The sequence below is a fragment of the Bradyrhizobium sp. I1.14.4 genome, assembly GCF_050435825.1.
Taxonomy (GTDB): Bacteria; Pseudomonadota; Alphaproteobacteria; order Rhizobiales; family Xanthobacteraceae; genus Bradyrhizobium.
Genome location: NZ_JBNDLA010000055.1, coordinates 1 through 15,857, shown reverse-complemented (window position 1 = coordinate 15,857; position 15,857 = coordinate 1). Strand labels below are relative to the sequence as shown.

Below are 15,857 nucleotides of genomic sequence, written 5' to 3'. Positions count from 1 at the left end.
GCTCATCGTCGCTCCTGATTCGCAGGCACCAGCGTGCCCGCTGTCAGGCAGAAACTCCACTTACCGACCTGTTCAAATTTGCGGAGCCGGCTCTATCGACTTAGGCGGCGAACTCGCCGCCCGTGATATCGATGGTTGCGCCGGTGATAAAGCCTGCCATCGGCGAGGCTAGAAAGGCCACGACGTGCGCCACCTCTTCCACCGTTCCAAAGCGGCCGACGGGAATCCGGCTGAGAGCGGATCGATTGATTGCGGCCTCGCGTGGTCCAGTCAGATCACTGAGAACCCGCCCAGGAGCGATACAATTGACCGTAATACCGTGTGGAGCGAGATCCCGCGCAGCAGCGCGGGTTAGTCCGACCAGTCCAGCCTTTGACGCGGCATAATGCGGCCCTGCGATCAATGGCATCGCGCGCCCCGCGAGTGACCCGATATTGATTATGCGTCCATAGCCTTTCGCAATCATTGCCGGCGCTAAGAGCCGCATGAGAATAAAGGGGCCGTTGAGATTGACATCGATCACCCGCCCCCATTCCTCGATGGAAGTTTGCGAAAGCCAGGGTACATCCTGATTCACGCGCTTGGGGGAGATGCCTGCATTGTTCACCAGAACTGCAATCTCGCCCCAACGCATCCGGATGCGTTCAGCAAATCCTCCTACCTCGTTTTGTCGCGTAACGTCGATCGCCTCAGCATGGAGCCGATTTTGCGGACAGCTAAGAACGTCAAGCGCCCGCTCAACATGCTCTGCTCTTGTCGCTACAAAAGCGACCTGATAGCCATCGGCCAAGAACCGGCGTACGATCTCTAGTCCAATCCCGCGTGCTCCTCCGGTAACTAGAGCAACGCGCCGGTCATTTTGGTCCCTGAGCTTTTCCGGTGCCAGCATAATCGTCAAACGACCGCAAGAAGCGTAGCGGGCAGGCTCACAAGGCCGGGAAGGCAGAGCATCGTCAAAAGGAAATATCGTCGTTCTCTCATCCACTTGGCGAGCCGCGAAAACAACTCGGCCCAGCCGAAGCCGTCGGGCGCTCGCTTCCGGCGGCTAGGCATCGCTATTTTTCGGCTAACAATGGGCCGTGAGTTTTCCCGGATGAGAACCAGCAATCGGCGCAAGTGTGGCGGCCGGGGCAGTTTGCTGGCAACAGTATTGAAAGCTGGCGCTATCGCCGCAGAGATCTCATTGGGCACGCAGTTGCGCACTTGCCCAAGATTATGACATCCAGTCATCGCGATAATTCTCTTTAGATGGCTTCCTGATGCTGCGCTGTATGTCCATACTAGCTGCCAGGAGAGCAGACTTCGGTCCGATGCGACACCAGAACCGGCCAATATGGATGGCCAGGAGCTTATGCTAATCAAACTTAAGAGTCGCGACTCTGAGACCGCCCGCCGCATGAAGAACTGCGGCTCCGCGGTAGTCGGACCTGCAATGAAGTGGTGTTGCGATCGAGGCTCGCGCCCCTTCGTGGCGAGGCTTGAGCAGTCTGTGCATTGGGCGGGACTCACAACCGGCTCCGGCATCCCCGATCGCCGATTTGCGTGCGGCGCTTGCGCTTTAACGACCCCGCGAAGGCGCACGGCGCGCGATACTGGTGCCAAGCCGCCCTGCCAAGGTCTGAACAAAACATTCCCAGTACCACACTGACCGCTGGGCGCATATCTTAGTCGGGCATAGGTGCGCCGCGTACGAGTATTCATTCTCGCGTGTGGATGCGCCGAGGAAGTTGGCCTGAACGATGCGGAGACGCCTTCGAAAACAAACAACGGATTGAGGGTTGACGAGATTTCGCCCGCATTGTCCATATTAGGTGATAGCAACTTGGTCCTACCGGACGGTTCCATGAATTCTCCGCTGAATCGCCGTCATCACCTCAGGGACTGGTCGATGCCGTACGTGGCTTCGAGGTTGTGTCGGGTACCATTTCCAAGATGCAGTCGCAGAGCCGCTCTATGTCGCGGACTTCATGATCGGCCGTAATGCACACCCGAATCCCTGCCTTTCCCTGCGCAACCGTCGGGAAGAACGTCACCGAAGTATAGAAACCGGCATCGAGAAGCTCTCTTGCGATTGCAATCGCCTTGGCTTCCGATCCGATCGCGATCATTCTGATCGGAAATGAATTGCCTTGCTCAGCGGTTGCGACATGATGATCAAAAGCTTTGATCCGTTGCGCCAGCCGGCTCTGCCGTTCGCCAAGTTCTGCCGAACGGTGGATCTTGCACGAACCAAGCGCCGCGCCGACCGCCGCCAAATTTGGTGCTACCGAAAACGCATAGGGAATAGAGTACCGTCGAAAGAGAGCCTCCTGGTCGGTAGTTCCGAGCATCACCATGCCGCCCGATGCGCCGAATCCCTTGGCTAGCGAGGCTACGATGGTCGTGCGGTCACCTAGCACTTGTGGAAACTGAGATCGAGCAAATCCTTCACCTTGGTGTCCGAACAGCGATATGCCGTGAGCATCATCGATATAGAGAAATAGCCCATAGCGCCTCTGGAGCTGGCGCAGCTCCTTGATGGGCGCATTTCCGCCCATGGAGTAAACACCATCGCATACATAGGCGACCACCGGATGTTCGCGGCACAAGCGTTCGAGAGCGTCTATGTCGTTGTGTGCAATCGTTTCCACCCGCGTTTCATCAGCGACCACCGGCTTGTGATAGGCGAGCGATATGTGCGCAAGACGGTCAAACACAACGACCGGCTTTCTTCCGCTCGTCAATTGGCCCGAAGCAAGAAGGGGCATCGCGCCTAGATTGGCGAGCATGACGCTGGAAAAGGCAAGCACGCGTGCACAGAACATCTCCGACAGGGTTGCTTCAAGCTCTGCGAGAAGATCGAAATTGAGTCGCGTGCGGGCACATGACCAGTGCAATGACCGATGCGCCTCAATCGCCTCGATCGCGCCAGCAACGATCAGGGGATGATTGTCTAGGCCAAGGTAGGAGCAGCGCACGAAATCAATTAACTTTGGTCGACTGTCAAGCGGACCGGTGCCCAAAACAAAGGTGCGTCCGGCCGTGGAACGGGCATGGACGGCCATGAGACCAGCCGTGTGCGCTGCATCGAAATACGGGCGGCTCTTATCGATCATGTAGGCGGTATTCCGAAAATGTCCCGTCGGCCGACCACCATTAGAGAGCGGGCTCCGCTGTTGCATTTCATTCTCCATTCCATCTGCCAACTGCCAAGCGTACGCAGCCGACCGAGTAGATGAGTGGCGCGGCTACATCGGGCCGCACCGGAGGTTCTACAAAACTCTTACGTACAGCGATCGCTCCCAGTTCAAATGAACTAAACCACTCGCTATGTTACTTGGGCAGCTACCAACTCGGATAGGCTAGAGCGTGATAGAGTAGAGTAAGACGCGTCCGCGTTGGCGGCGCCTCGCTGTGACGGAAACCGCGACGAGACGGACAGTCGATTCGCGGGTTGATCGGCTCAGTCCCTTGTAGCGTTGTATCGGCAGGACCGACTCGAGATGCGGGCGTCGTAATCGCCCGGCAGCGCAGGACGTCATGGGCTAACGAGGCTTTGCCGAGCTCCCCGAAACCAAGTGGTCGTGGCAGGACTGATCTTAAAATCCTCCTTCTAACGCCAAGCTGTGATCGCTTGAAAGCAAGTCGTCTTCGCGCTGCAGGCCACAGCCGCCGCCGCTGCGACGCTCCGACGCCTACAGATTCGCGAATCTTGTTAGCGGTCATCCTACCCTTGAGACAATATCCGAAGCGCCGCTAAGAACCTGGACGGCCCTGCTGCAGGAGTTTCAAAATGTTTGGGTCACCCTGGATGGGGGCCATTTCGGCTTAACGCCAAAGAAATACCTATCCGAAGAGGCGGACTATTCGGGAGAGATTTCGAAGATAGGTGACGCTGAGGTCCGCAGCGCGCTTTTCGAAGCGACCAATGTCATTCTCACTCGACCGGTGAAAGCCTCAAGATGAAGAGCTGGGCATTGGCGATAGCCAACGCGCCGGGGCTGAAGAAGGCCGGGGTGGCGCCAGATCGCAAGCTGTCGTGTTTCACCGCATGTGGATGCGGGAACGCACCTTATCGCGGACAAAACGGACGCGTCGAACATGGCAGCGGCGTAACTGCAGGAGGCAACCAGAGGAATTCGGACGGGTCCGAGGGTTACTCGGGCATGCGGCGGGGGCATCAGAGCGGATCGCCAGTCGGTTTGATCGTGTGCATTTCTGTTACGAGGCCGGTCCGACTGGCCATGGCCTTGATCGCCTGATCCGGTCGCTGCCATGAATGCACCGTAGTAGCGCCGTCGTTAATCCCAAAGAAGCCGGGTGATCGGGTGAAGACAAACCGCCGGAACGCAGTTTCCCCCGCTCGGTTGCTACGCGCCAGCGAGCTGACGGCGGTATGGGCTCCAGATGAAGGTCACGATGCGAGGCGCGCTCTCTCGTCCGCGCCCCAAGCGGCGGCGGTTGAGGCGCTTGCGGGTCCGCCGGCAGCAGGTGAGCGCCTTCATGCTCAAGCACGGCCGCACCTATCCCCGCAAGAATGGATGCACGATGCGCTATCTGCTATCTGCGTTGGCTTCAGGAGCGGCAATTCGATCATCCCGCGCATCAGATCGCGATCCAAGAGATGGTCGAAGCGGTTCGTATCGCCAGGGGGCGGGTCGAACGTCTGGAGCGCACGATCAAAGAGTTCGCCTCGGCCTGGTCCTTGGAACCGCTCGTGCGGGCGCTTCAAATTGCTGGTATCGATCGTTAGCATCCGGCGACGACTAATGGATGACTGTCGAAGCGCAGGTAGGCGCATCGCACGAAATCAATTACCTGAGATTGACGGTCAAACGAGCCGGCGCCAAAGCAAAGCCGCCTCTGACCGTGGAACGTCCGTGCACAGCCATGAGACCAGCCGCATGGGCCACCTCAAAATGCGTCCTGCTCTTGTTGACCACGTATTCCGTGTTCCGACAATGTCGGATCGGTCGGACCAGCACTGGACAACTCGTTCCGCAGTTGCATTTCATTCCCCATTACATCTGGAGAGCACGAGCAGTCGACTAACTTAGATGAGTGAGCACGACAGGCGGCTTGATGGCATCGTGTCGCTTGGAGGTTCTCCACACATCACGATCGGCCCCCTTGGTCAAACGAACTAAGCCCCTGTCTACGTCGCTTGGGCAGCTACCGGTTCGAATGGGCTCGATAATGCTGCAAAGCGAATCTGGTCACAGATTGCGTGAATGTTGCTTTTGTCATGTGCGCACCTCTATCGCGTCCAGCATGTCTTGATGGCTATCGAGAAAGCCTGCGAATACATCGACGATGAATTCGGCGTCGGCGGGAGTCATCGGTGTCGAAATCGAAGCGGCAGCGCCATGCGGCAGGATAATGCCGTTCTCCGTAAAGAAGCGCGCGAGCTGCTTCATTAGAGTTGCGGCGGCGAGCGCGGGATACGCCTCACGATAGTCATTCGGGAAACATCGCATGGGATGGATGCGAAAGAGTGAGGCGGCTCCGGTGAGGCACAGCGGCGCCCCCCGGCTTGAGATGGTTCGGCCAATCCCATCCCGAACAATGCTACCAAGGGTCTCAAGATGCGCAAAAGCCGCATGATCCAGATGCCGCATGGCGGCAAGGCCCGATGTCATGGAGAGGGGATTGGCGGAAAATGTGCCGCCTTGCGGAAGTAGTGGCCGGCCCGCTGAAGCATCGAATACTTTCATCACCTCCTTGCGACCGCCGATCGCTCCTATCGGCAAACCGCCGCCGATGATCTTGCCCATCGTGACGAGATCCGGAACAAGGCCATAGCGGGCGGAAGCCCCTCGGAAACTCTGCCTGAGATTCAGGATTTCATCGGCGATCACCAAAATGCCGTGCTTACGAGCAGTTTCCTGAACCGCGGCAATGAATTCGGGCTTTGGAGCAATTAGACCCCCGCGGCTTGGCATCGGATCCAATATGACGGCGGCGAGCTTTTGCGCATGCAATGACAACAACTGGCGTACGCCTCCAACATCGTTGAAGCGGAGCACAACCACGTCATCGAGCACGCTTGCGGGCATCCCGCGATAGAAGGCCGTAGGCGTGGGTGCGGTGGGGTCACCCCAATTGTCCGGCGTCGCCTCCAAACTCACCTCGGTCCAGTCGTAGGCGCCATGATAGGCACCCTCGAGCTTCGCGATTTTCGAACGTCCGGTGAAGGCACGCGCAGCCTTGATCGCAAACAGCACAGCCTCCGTCCCCGTGTTGACAAAGCGAACACGATCAACGTGCGGAATGCGATCGCAAAGTAGCTCGGCGAGTTCGATCTCTCTCTCTGTCGGATTTGCGAAGCAGCTGCCGCGCTCGAGTTGATAGGTTAGCGCCTCTACGACGGGCGTGAAGGCGTGACCATGGATCAACGTCGTGAAATTGCCATTGAGGTCGAGAAACCGGCGCCCATCGACGTCGACCAGATAGCTACCCATTCCGCGCTCGATATAGAGTGGGACCGAGTCCCGCTCAATGGTCACTCGCGACGTGCCGTCAGGGAAAACCAGCCGCGCACGGGCAAAGCTGTCCTCAGATTTCTGCCCAACACCCGCGAATCTTGCCGTATTCGAACCTGCTCGCCCCTGCTTCACAGTGTCCTCATCGATTTGTTTGCCATTTCTGGATTGGGCCAAGCGCTACATGTCCCAAGGCCGCCCTTTTTCGGGCCTGCGATTCGGAGGGTTGTCCCCGGAGCGCCGGCGTCTCTCTGGAGTGAGATCGAGCCAATCTGAGCATGGCGACGCTTACCTGAACCCGAAAAAAGGAAACAAATAGAATTAGCTGCCCCCGGCGCGAAACCGCTGACATTGATCTTAGGCGGTCAACTTCGGACAGATCAATCGGCAGTCTGTGCACGTCGGAACGCGGTGGTAGCGGCGGCGCTGGGCAGACGTCCCCCCGCAATGTGCACTAAATAGAGTGACATCATGCCGCGACTGCGTGCATAAACGAACCATGCCGATGATCCTGAGGAGCGCAGCAATCCTTAAGTAGCGCGCAGTCATGCCATCGAGAATCACGAGGCTAAAGCGAGCTCGCTACTGTCATGACTATCAACATAGTTCCTCAACTCTTCGCCCGTTACCCACATGAGCCAATCGTCGTCAACAATATCCTCTTCCACTAGCTGTAATATCGATCCGCCTGGTTCATAATGCGCCGCAAGGTAGATGCCCTTATCCCGTGACCAGCGCGGTGCAAGTCCACATACGAAGTCGGGGGTCCACATGGCAAAAGACACGCCGCGTACAATTCCTGTCATGATCTTAGGCATGCCCTGCCCTCTAAAGTCTCGGCGCACCCAAACATCCCCGTGGTAGACTACTTTCCCGGTAATCTTCCGCGCGGTTGGTGCCGTGCAAATGCAACGGTCCTGAGGATGTGCATGTTTGATCGGGTCAGCGTAAAACACCTTCAGGGATTCAAGATGTTCTGCAAAGTTGGTGTGGGAAAGGTCATACAGTCGGGCAGCCTCTACAAGCGCGACCTCGTTATTCTTGTCGAGGCCTATCATCCAATATCCCTCGCCTGATCTAATTGGCGAGCGATCTGGCCGGAAAATTGGATAGGTCGGCTTCTTTGTTGGAAGAGCCCGTGTGATCGAGGCGTACTCATGAAAATCGAATCCTATCGAAAGCTTGATGCCTTTTTGGGCAGCGGCGGCGTCATGTACTCGAAGGAAGCGTGAGACGTTCAACGGACTAACTACGCTTGTCATTGCTGTAACTTGTCCTATCGTGATGCGATGCGTCATAGCCCATACCGGCGGTGTTAGAAACTGGTACATCATTAGCAAGCACTCAGTCTCCTACCTACTTTGGTAAGGCATGTTATGTTTCGATATTTGAGGAATTGGTAACGAAAAGCGCTGGGAGTTCTTTGGGAGGCCTCGAACCGGAGTTGCGGCAAGAAATTGAAAGCGCTGCCGATGCCCTCGAGTCGATGAAACGGAACGGCCATATGGGCCTGCGCTTGAAGTCCGCGCGAAGCTGCTGGTGACGAGCGCGTCGACGATCGATTCTGCGCTGGGCAAGATCCGGACAAAGGAGGTTGGCGCCAGCGCAGTCAGCCAGTGGCGAGCGCATTGCGACGGAGCATCTCGATACGGACGTCCGTCGACTAAGGATAACCGACGCAGTTGCCTTCCGGTATGTGGCGAGACCTTGCATGGCTCAGACTCTCACCTCTGACGAACAGCATCACAGACGCACCGTCTCGGCTCGCTCACGCTTGACCGGGCTGACTGATGATTATTTGTACTCCCGCTCCGTCCACCATGGAAAAAAATCCGGCATGTCGATCGACACCTTGTCCTTGAACACCGCAGGGCGCTTCTCCATGAACGCCGTGACGCCTTCTTTGCCGTCTGCGGAACGGCCGCGCGTATAGATACCGCGGCTGTCGATCTTGTGGGCTTCCATGGGATCATCGGCACCCAGCATACGCCACATCATCTGCCGGATCAGAGCGATCGATACGGGTGCGGTCTTCTCAGCGATCTCGCGAGCGAGCGCACGCGCCGTGGGCAGCAGTTGATCGGGCGGCACCACCTTACTGACCAGCCGGCCGGCGAACGCTTCCTGCGCTGGGAATACCCGCCCGCTGTAACACCACTCCAGCGCCTGCGCGATGCCGACGATGCGCGGCAGAAACCAACTCGAGGCCCCCTCCGGCACGATAGCGCGCTGGGAGAAGACGAAGCCGAAACGCGCGACCTCGCTCGCGATGCGGATGTCCATCGGAAGCAGCATGGTCACGCCCATGCCGACAGCCGGACCGTTCACTGCGGCGATCACGGGTTTGAGGCACTTGAATATCCGCAACGCCAGCTGGCCGCCGCCGTCGCTGATATTGGGGTCGCTGTAGTCGACCTTGCCGTCGGCGAGGCGCTTTACCGGGCCGTGCCGCGCGTCGCGGTCAAATATGTCGGCGCCTAAGGAAAGATCGGCGCCGGCGCAGAAGGCGCGGCCTTCGCCAGTCACAATGATGGCACGGACGTCGTCGTCCGTATCTGCGCGGTCGAAGGCATCGACCAATTCGCGCTCCCCGGTAGCCGTTAAGGCATTGAGCTTCTCTGGCCGGTTCAAGGTGATAGTGAGGATCTGCTCGACGACCTCATATTTGATGGTCCCATAGGCCATGGTTTTTCCTTCACTTGTTCTCTGGATGAACAGTGGGGTCAGGTCGCTGCGACTCTGTCCCGTCTTAGTGTTTCGGCCAAAGATTCCCCGAATATCTCAAGGCCTTGATTCAGTGTCTCGAGGTCGATCGTGAGTGCAGGCAAAACTTTTCAACGTTCCGGCACCCGAGAGGAAATCAATGACCTTTCGACCATCCTCCGTTAACATGATGGAGCCGCGCGCTCGACTGAAAATGGCCGGAAACAAACGTGAGTACGAGCGGACGTTTGACTCCAAGTCTTCGAAAGCTTGCATTTACGTGGCATGGTCGTTCCTCCGCAAACAAGTGGTTTAATGAAGAAGCACGCCTTTCTCAAAATGCTCCCGGAACGTTCCGCGCGCGTCTCGGTGGGCTTCTTGCACGACACGTGTCTCGTAGAGCGGCCGCACTCACTTACCTGAAAAACGGGAACATCGAAGCTACTAAGGCTAGTAGTATTCTGCGAGTACCGGTTACGCATGGCCCTGGCATCTAACAGCTCGTTGGAAAAGGCGCTCGCCGCGGACCGTGATTCATTTGGTTCCGACGAGATTCGGGAGATGGGCTGCGCGGCAAGGACATCGGTACGCACCCGGCCAGCACCCCAGGTAGGCGCGATCTTCCGCTGAGGATCGCTCAGGCAGCCACGGCGGCCTTGGACCGTTGGTTGGTTCGCCATCCAATTCCAGGGCACCAGGTCGGCGACTTTGTTGGCGGGGTGATCTGGAAGCCGAGCCAGCACGTCAGCGAGCCAGGCTTGCAGATCGACGTCATTCATCTTGCAAGTTTATGCCGCCCGCCGAACTATGGCGAGTTGGGTCGTTTTCCCCAGATTTCTCGCTGACCGGCGTTTGGTCGGTTCGGCATAGCTCGTTCTGTGCCTCCGCTTTCAACAGCGGAGAACAGGAAGATGGAAGTTGAAGAGTACTTGGGCAGAAGCTGACTGTACCGCCGTCTCAGAAGCGGGCCGCACGGACAGCTCGTCGAGCGCTACGTCGCTCGTCTCGTCGAAGAGAGGCTCGTTCGGCACGGCGCGTGGCGTTGCCTCAACGTGGTTGGCGGGCTCCTGAGTTGGATCGCAGGCCGTCGCTATAAGCTGGTCGATCTTGATGAGCAGGTTGTTGAGCGGTACCTCCGACATTGAGGCGGGAGGCAGTCTATCCAACCCGGTGACCGGGCCGCGCTCAAGCGGTGGCTGTCGGTGCTGCGCGAGGAAGGCGCGATCGCGCCGTTGGTGCTGCCCCCTCTCACCCCGCATGAACGGATCTTCAAGGAGTTCGATGCCTACCTGCGATCAGAGCGCGGCTTGGCGCCGACGTCCATCGTACGCCATCTCCCGGTCATCCGCAGTTACCTGCACGAGGTGTGCTCCGGCGGCGCCGCCGCCCTGTGCAAGATCAACCAAGAGGACGTGTTCCGCTACATAGAGCGCCACGCCCAGGATTGGAGCCCGGGAACAGGCAAGGCGATGTGCCGGTCGTTGCGCGCCTTTCTCCGTTATCTCAACATCGGGGGCTGAACGCGCGCCCGTTGGCGGATTGCGTTCCATCGATGCGGCGATGGAAGCTCGCAACTCTGCCGACCTATCTACCTGCCGCTCGGGTGCGGAAGGCTCTCGACGGTTGCGACCGAAAGACGGTGACGGGACGGCGCGACTACGCCATTCTGTTGTTGCTGGCCAAGCTCCGCCTGCGGGCCGACGAGGTCGCGACGCTCACGCTCGATGATATCGACTCGCGCGCCAGCGAGATACTCGTTCGCGCCAAGGGCCGACAGCGTGCCCGGATGCCGATATCGCCAGACGTTGGCGCGCGGCCATTGTTGCATATCTGCGCGATGTCCACCCAAAGTCGTCGTGCCGACGGTGGTTCGTCCGTACGCTCGCGCCGCACGTCGGCTTTGCTTCCGGATGTGCGATCACCATGATTGCCAAGGCCGCCCTCAATCGCGTTGGAATCGAAGGTTGCGCACACCGCGGCGCCCGTATCTTCCGACACAGTCTCGCTACCGAGCTTCTCCGATCTGGCGCGACCTTGTCGGAGATCGGACAGTTACTGCGGCACGAGAACCACGACACCACCCGGATTTACGCGAAGGTCGACATCGATGCGCTGAGAACATTGAGCCTGCCCTGGCCGGGAGGCGCGCAATGACCAATCTGCGCTCCGCACTCGATAAGTACCTGAGCATGCGCAAGGGGTTGGGATACAAGTACCAGCACCAGACCCGTCAGCTCGCCGACTTCGTCGCCTTCATGGAGAAGCGCAAAGCCAGGATCATCACGACGAAGCTGGCAAGGGAATGGGCAACGCTGCCGCCCGATCGTCATGCATCCTGGGCGCTGCGATTGAGCGACGTGCGCGGGTTCGCGCCATGTCGCCAACTTCGATCCGAGAACGGAGGTGCTGCCCGGATGGAAGCGCGCCAAGCCCTATGTCTACAGCGACGCGGAGATCGATGCGTTGCTGACGGCAGCGCTGGCTCTGCCGCCAGCGGACGGGCTACGCCGATGGACCTACCATACCTTGTTCGGGCTGATCGCGGTGACGGGCGGGCGTATATCTACCATTGAGTCGGCGACCGACCGTCCGCGTCGGCGCAAAGCCGGAGTGCCCAAGGAGATCACCTTCAAAACCAAGCCGGCCATCGCGCTTGAGCAATTGCGCTGGGCCTATGCAGGGGACTTGCCGCGTGGCGTAGTGTTGATGGACGCCGGCTATGGCACTGATACCGATCTGCGTACGGGCATCACAGATCTCGGCTTGAGCTATGTGGCCGGCATCCAGCCGCAAACGTCCGTATGGCCCCCTGACACTGGGCCGCGCCGCCGAAGAAGTGGGCGGGGAACGAGCGGCCTCCGAAGTTGCTTCGACGTGATGGCAAGTACCGACCGATGTCAGTTAAGAAGCTTGCGATTGGCATGCCAACGGATGCTTGGCGCAAGATCGCGAGGCGTGAAGGGACGGCAGAACGCTTATCCTCGCGCTTTGCCCGTGTGCGCATCCGTCCGTGAGCGTCACGATAGGATCACCGGTGCCGGGGCTTGACTTGCGCGGAATGCTCTGGATAGCGCGGTCGGAATGATTGACGCCGCCGGCGCGCGGTGATGGGGTGACCCCCGGTTCGGAGCGGGCAACGGGGATCAGCATGACCAGCGAGTCGCAGCTGCGCGAGAAGCTTCGGAAGATCGAGGCGTTGTTCGCAGGTGCCGGAACTACTGGTGAGCGCCTTGCGGCGGAAGCCGCGCTGCAGCGGGTGCGGGCCCGGGTCGAGGAGCTCGCTCGCCACGATCCACCGATCGAACAGCAATTCTCACTTCCCGACCAATGGTCTCGGCACCTTTTTCTGGCGCTTTGCCGCCGATATGGGCTGCGGCCGTTTCGTTATCGCCGGCAGCGACGCAACACGGTGATGGTCCGTGCATCACGAGGCTTCGTCGAACGAGTCCTACTGCCGGAGTTCACTGAGCTGGAGGGTGCGCTGCAAGTGTATCTGCACGAGGTGACGCTGCGCGTGATCCGCGAGGAGATCTACGACGACGCCAGCGATGCGCAGGAAGTTCCCGACGCCTTGCCGTCGAACTGATCAAGCGGCGAGCTTTGCCTCCGAACCGTCGCGCTCGGCTTTCCAGTTCCACGGCAACAGCAGGTGCAGCTGATTGATCTTTGTACGTCCGGAGACGATGCGCTCGAGAACATCGGTCAGATAGTGCCGCGGGTCCATGTCGTGCAGCTTTGCCGTGTTGATGAGCGACGCGAGAATGCCCCATGTCTCGGCCCCGCCTTCGGAAGCAGCGCCATAGTGCCGGGAATCTGGCGTTCGATGTTGTTGTAGCCTATCCATTCCACCCGCTCGTTGGTCAGACCGTTCTTGTGGTCGGTGAGCAGGAACATAACGGCATTCGCCACTTTTTAATCCGGCAGCCGCATGACGGAACGCTCCACGTTCCAGACTGGATGGTCACCCCACAAGCCGGTTCGACTGCGATTGTTGCCACACCCCGGATTCCGCTTAAGGCCCTCCTCGAGATTCGTGCCATGCTCGATCATCTCGTAGCCTCTTCTGTGGGGGATTCCACCCCCGAAGGAGGAGATGCCAATGAAGATCCCGCTGCGGACGCAATCGGATCTGTTCGCCATCGCCGTACCACCACCCGAACTGTCGGACGAGGAGAGGCTGAAGGCAATAGCGCTGTTGCGGTGTCTGCTCGTCGAAGCGGTAATCACGCCAACGGCCGGGCAGCCGGTCCAAAGCCTCGCGGAGGTGCGCGATGAGCAAGATCAGCGCTGAGCACCTTTGCCGCGACGCCATCGTCTACATCCGCCAGTCGACATCCTACCAAGTCGCGAACAACCTGGAGAGCCAGCGGCGCCAATATGCCCTCGCCGACCGGGCTCGCCAATTGGGCTGGAGCGAAGTTCAAATCGTCGATGATGATCTCGGCCGATCTGACGCCGGCACGGCTCGACCCGGCTTCGAGAAGCTTTTGGCAGCAATTTGCGAGGGACGGGTGGGCGCCGTTGTTTCGCTGGAGGCGTCGCGGCTCGCGCGCAATGGCCGCGATTGGCATACTTTGCTTGAGTTCTGCGGGTTAGTCGGAACACTGATTGTCGATGAAGACGGCATTTATGATCCTCGCTCGATCAACGATCGCTTCCTGCTTGGCATGAAGGGCACGATGAGCGAGATGGGGCTTTCGGTGTTCCGGCAGCGTTCCCTCGAGGCGCTTAAGCAGAGGGCACGCCGTGGAGAGCTCCTACTGACCGTGGCAGTCGGCTACGTCAAGGCCGAGGATGGCCGGATCGAGAAGGACCCGGATCGGCGCGTCCAAGACAGCATCGCCCTGGTGTTTCGCAAATTCGCCGACCTGCAGTCGATTCGGCAGGTGTTGCTTTGGTTCCGGGAGGAGCAAGTCGTCGTTCCGGCGGTCGTTCAAGGCCATGGCAAGCAAACAACCGAGTGGAAAGCGCCGGTCTATTACACACTGCACCACGTGCTGACCAATCCGGTTTATGCCGGCGCATACGTCTTCGGCCGGCGCGGCACGCGCGTTGCGATCGAAGGTGGCAGAAAGCGAGTCGTGCGCGACAGTATCCGTCGGAACTGGAAAGACTGGGAAGTTTTGATCCGCGACCATCACGAGGCATATATTTCCTGGGAGGAGTTCGAAAGGAATCAGCGTCTGATCGCCGACAATGCCAACGGAAAGAGCTATTTGGGCCGCGGGGCTATCCGGCGCGGCAAAGCTCTGCTGCCTGGTCTGTTCCGTTGCGCTCGCTGCGGCCGCCGATTGCATGTCGCTTATACTGGCAAAGGCGGCAACACCCAACGTTATGTTTGTCGCGGGCCATTCGGTGCCAAAGCCGTCAACAACTGCATAGGCTTCGGTGGTATGCGGGTTGACCGCGCCGTTGCCCAAGAGGTTCTTGACCGCCTGCAGCCGCTTGGAATCGAAGCGGCGCTGGCCGTCCTTGAGGCACAAGGCCAGGAGCACGGCGATAAACGACGGCAGGTCGAGAACGCTTGTCGGCAGGCTCGATACGAGGTGGATCGGGCGCGCCGGCAGTATGATGCGGTCGATCCGGATAATCGGCTCGTCGCCGGAGAGCTCGAGCGACGCTGGAACGAGAAGCTAAGCCGCCTGCGCGAGCTCGAAGATGAGCTCGATCGCTTCGCAGCCGAGCAGATGCCGATGGTGTCTACTGAGGATCGTGCAAGACTGATGGCACTCGGGAAAGACCTCACTCGGGCATGGGATAGCCCAGGAGCCTCGGTCGAGACGCGTAAGAAGATCATTCGCTTATTGGTCAAGGAGATCGTCGTCGATATTGTGGACGACACGCTCTCTCTTGTCATCCATTGGCAAGGCGGCGATCACACCCGACTGATCGTAAAGAAGAACAAGGTCGGGTTAACTCGCTGGGCGGTAGCGGCTGATACGCTCGATCTCGTCCATGTGTTGGCCCGCCAGATGCCGGACCAATCGATCGCGGCCGTCTTAAATCGAGCCGGCAAATCGACTGGAAGAGGCAATAGCTGGACGCGTACCAGAGTCTGTGGCCTGCGCAAGACCCACGGCATCGCGCCATACCGCGATGGCGAGCGCCTGGAGCGCGGCGAAGCGACGCTCGACGAAGCGGCGACAATCCTTAAGATCAGCCCGTCAACAATCCGCCGTATGATCAACCACGGCAGGTTAGCAGCACATCAACTTTGCAAAGGCGCCCCTTGGATCATTCGGATCTCAGATATCGAGAACGGCACGGTCCAGCGTGAAGCCGATGCCAGGCGATCACGGCGTCCGTCGCCTCATGATTCGCATCAAAATGTTCTTGATTTATAAGGCAATCGACAGATGAGCAGTATATCGCCCCCTCGTCACTGCCGGCGAACAAGTAGTTCTTCTTTCCCAGGCCTATCGGCTTGATGCTGCGCTCGACCGTATTGCTGTCGATCTCGATGCGTCCGTCATCGATGAAGCGCGTCAGGCCGTGCCAATGGTTGAGGGTGTAGCGGATGGCTTTGCCCAGACCGGACTTCTTCGAGACTTCCAGCAGTCGCGCCTCGAGCCAGGGTTTGAAGTCCTCGATCAGCGGCCTAGTACCCACTTTTCTTGGATCGTGAGTCGTGATTCAAGGTCGGGATGATACCCGAAGCAAGAGAAGTCCACCTTTCGAGGAAAGATCGCAAGG

At 59.0% G+C, this 15,857-nt stretch carries 14 protein-coding genes and 4 pseudogenes; 10 read left to right on the top strand and 8 right to left on the bottom strand.

Annotation, left to right across the window (positions count from 1 at the left end):
* Window positions 1-100 precede the first annotated feature (100 nt).
* Window positions 101-889, bottom strand: coding sequence for an SDR family NAD(P)-dependent oxidoreductase (locus tag ABIB78_RS38245; RefSeq protein ID WP_429034212.1), 789 nt, complete (start codon window positions 887-889; stop codon window positions 101-103).
* Between the two features lie 985 nt (window positions 890-1,874).
* A complete protein-coding gene (locus ABIB78_RS38240) occupies window positions 1,875-3,173 on the bottom strand; it encodes an aminotransferase class I/II-fold pyridoxal phosphate-dependent enzyme (RefSeq protein ID WP_429034208.1) in 1,299 nt (432 codons plus the stop codon).
* A gap of 484 nt (window positions 3,174-3,657) precedes the next feature.
* Here ABIB78_RS38240 and ABIB78_RS38235 point away from each other — a divergent pair, with 484 nt between their 5' ends.
* Together ABIB78_RS38235 and ABIB78_RS38230 are read left to right on the top strand one after the other, a co-directional pair.
* Window positions 3,658-3,945, top strand: a complete 288-nt coding sequence (locus ABIB78_RS38235) for a transposase (RefSeq protein WP_429034211.1) — start codon at window positions 3,658-3,660, stop codon at window positions 3,943-3,945.
* 241 nt (window positions 3,946-4,186) lie between these two features.
* Window positions 4,187-4,726, top strand: a pseudogene (locus ABIB78_RS38230) (IS110 family transposase); the annotation flags it as partial.
* A gap of 496 nt (window positions 4,727-5,222) precedes the next feature.
* On the opposite strand, the gene ABIB78_RS38225 reads toward ABIB78_RS38230, so the two are convergent.
* The 4 genes and pseudogenes from ABIB78_RS38225 to ABIB78_RS38210 form a co-directional block, all read right to left on the bottom strand.
* Window positions 5,223-6,596, bottom strand: a complete 1,374-nt coding sequence (locus ABIB78_RS38225) for an aspartate aminotransferase family protein (RefSeq protein WP_429034210.1) — start codon at window positions 6,594-6,596, stop codon at window positions 5,223-5,225.
* A 425-nt stretch (window positions 6,597-7,021) separates the two neighbouring features.
* The gene (locus tag ABIB78_RS38220; protein WP_429034207.1) at window positions 7,022-7,795 is read right to left on the bottom strand and encodes a hypothetical protein; all 774 of its coding nucleotides are present in this window, start codon (window positions 7,793-7,795) and stop codon (window positions 7,022-7,024) included.
* 460 nt (window positions 7,796-8,255) lie between these two features.
* Entirely contained in the window at window positions 8,256-9,146 is an 891-nt protein-coding gene (locus ABIB78_RS38215) for a crotonase/enoyl-CoA hydratase family protein (RefSeq protein WP_429034206.1), read from the bottom strand.
* Window positions 9,147-9,844: 698 nt separating this feature from the next.
* Window positions 9,845-9,952, bottom strand: a pseudogene (locus tag ABIB78_RS38210) (transposase domain-containing protein); the annotation flags it as partial.
* 414 nt (window positions 9,953-10,366) lie between these two features.
* Here ABIB78_RS38210 and ABIB78_RS38205 point away from each other — a divergent pair.
* The 6 genes from ABIB78_RS38205 to ABIB78_RS38180 all read left to right on the top strand — a co-directional run bounded on the left by ABIB78_RS38205 (window position 10,367) and on the right by ABIB78_RS38180 (window position 12,750).
* Window positions 10,367-10,684, top strand: a complete 318-nt coding sequence (locus ABIB78_RS38205) for a site-specific integrase (RefSeq protein WP_429034205.1) — start codon at window positions 10,367-10,369, stop codon at window positions 10,682-10,684.
* Window positions 10,685-10,716: 32 nt separating this feature from the next.
* Window positions 10,717-11,091, top strand: coding sequence for a hypothetical protein (locus ABIB78_RS38200; protein ID WP_429034204.1), 375 nt, complete (start codon window positions 10,717-10,719; stop codon window positions 11,089-11,091).
* The gene (locus ABIB78_RS38195; RefSeq protein ID WP_429034203.1) at window positions 11,088-11,318 is read left to right on the top strand and encodes a tyrosine-type recombinase/integrase; all 231 of its coding nucleotides are present in this window, start codon (window positions 11,088-11,090) and stop codon (window positions 11,316-11,318) included. The genes ABIB78_RS38200 and ABIB78_RS38195 overlap by 4 nt, the downstream gene beginning before the upstream one ends.
* Entirely contained in the window at window positions 11,315-11,737 is a 423-nt protein-coding gene (locus tag ABIB78_RS38190) for a hypothetical protein (RefSeq protein ID WP_429034213.1), read from the top strand. Before ABIB78_RS38195 ends, ABIB78_RS38190 begins: the two co-directional genes overlap by 4 nt.
* Entirely contained in the window at window positions 11,709-12,212 is a 504-nt protein-coding gene (locus ABIB78_RS38185) for a transposase (protein WP_429034209.1), read from the top strand. Before ABIB78_RS38190 ends, ABIB78_RS38185 begins: the two co-directional genes overlap by 29 nt.
* A gap of 100 nt (window positions 12,213-12,312) precedes the next feature.
* Window positions 12,313-12,750 carry a hypothetical protein gene (locus ABIB78_RS38180; protein WP_429034202.1) on the top strand — a complete coding sequence of 146 codons (438 nt, stop codon included), beginning with the start codon at window positions 12,313-12,315 and terminating at the stop codon, window positions 12,748-12,750.
* On the opposite strand, the pseudogene ABIB78_RS38175 reads toward ABIB78_RS38180, so the two are convergent.
* Window positions 12,751-12,954 (bottom strand): annotated as a pseudogene (locus tag ABIB78_RS38175) (transposase domain-containing protein); the annotation flags it as partial.
* A gap of 309 nt (window positions 12,955-13,263) precedes the next feature.
* Between ABIB78_RS38175 and ABIB78_RS38170 the strand changes: the two are divergent.
* Window positions 13,264-13,455, top strand: coding sequence for a hypothetical protein (locus ABIB78_RS38170; protein ID WP_275200318.1), 192 nt, complete (start codon window positions 13,264-13,266; stop codon window positions 13,453-13,455).
* On the top strand, window positions 13,436-15,508 hold the full coding sequence (locus ABIB78_RS38165; protein WP_429034201.1) for a recombinase family protein: 2,073 nt from the start codon (window positions 13,436-13,438) through the stop codon (window positions 15,506-15,508). The genes ABIB78_RS38170 and ABIB78_RS38165 overlap by 20 nt, the downstream gene beginning before the upstream one ends.
* A 27-nt stretch (window positions 15,509-15,535) precedes the next feature.
* On the opposite strand, the pseudogene ABIB78_RS38160 reads toward ABIB78_RS38165, so the two are convergent.
* A pseudogene (locus ABIB78_RS38160) lies at window positions 15,536-15,770 on the bottom strand (IS66 family transposase); the annotation flags it as partial.
* Window positions 15,771-15,857: the final 87 nt, after the last annotated feature.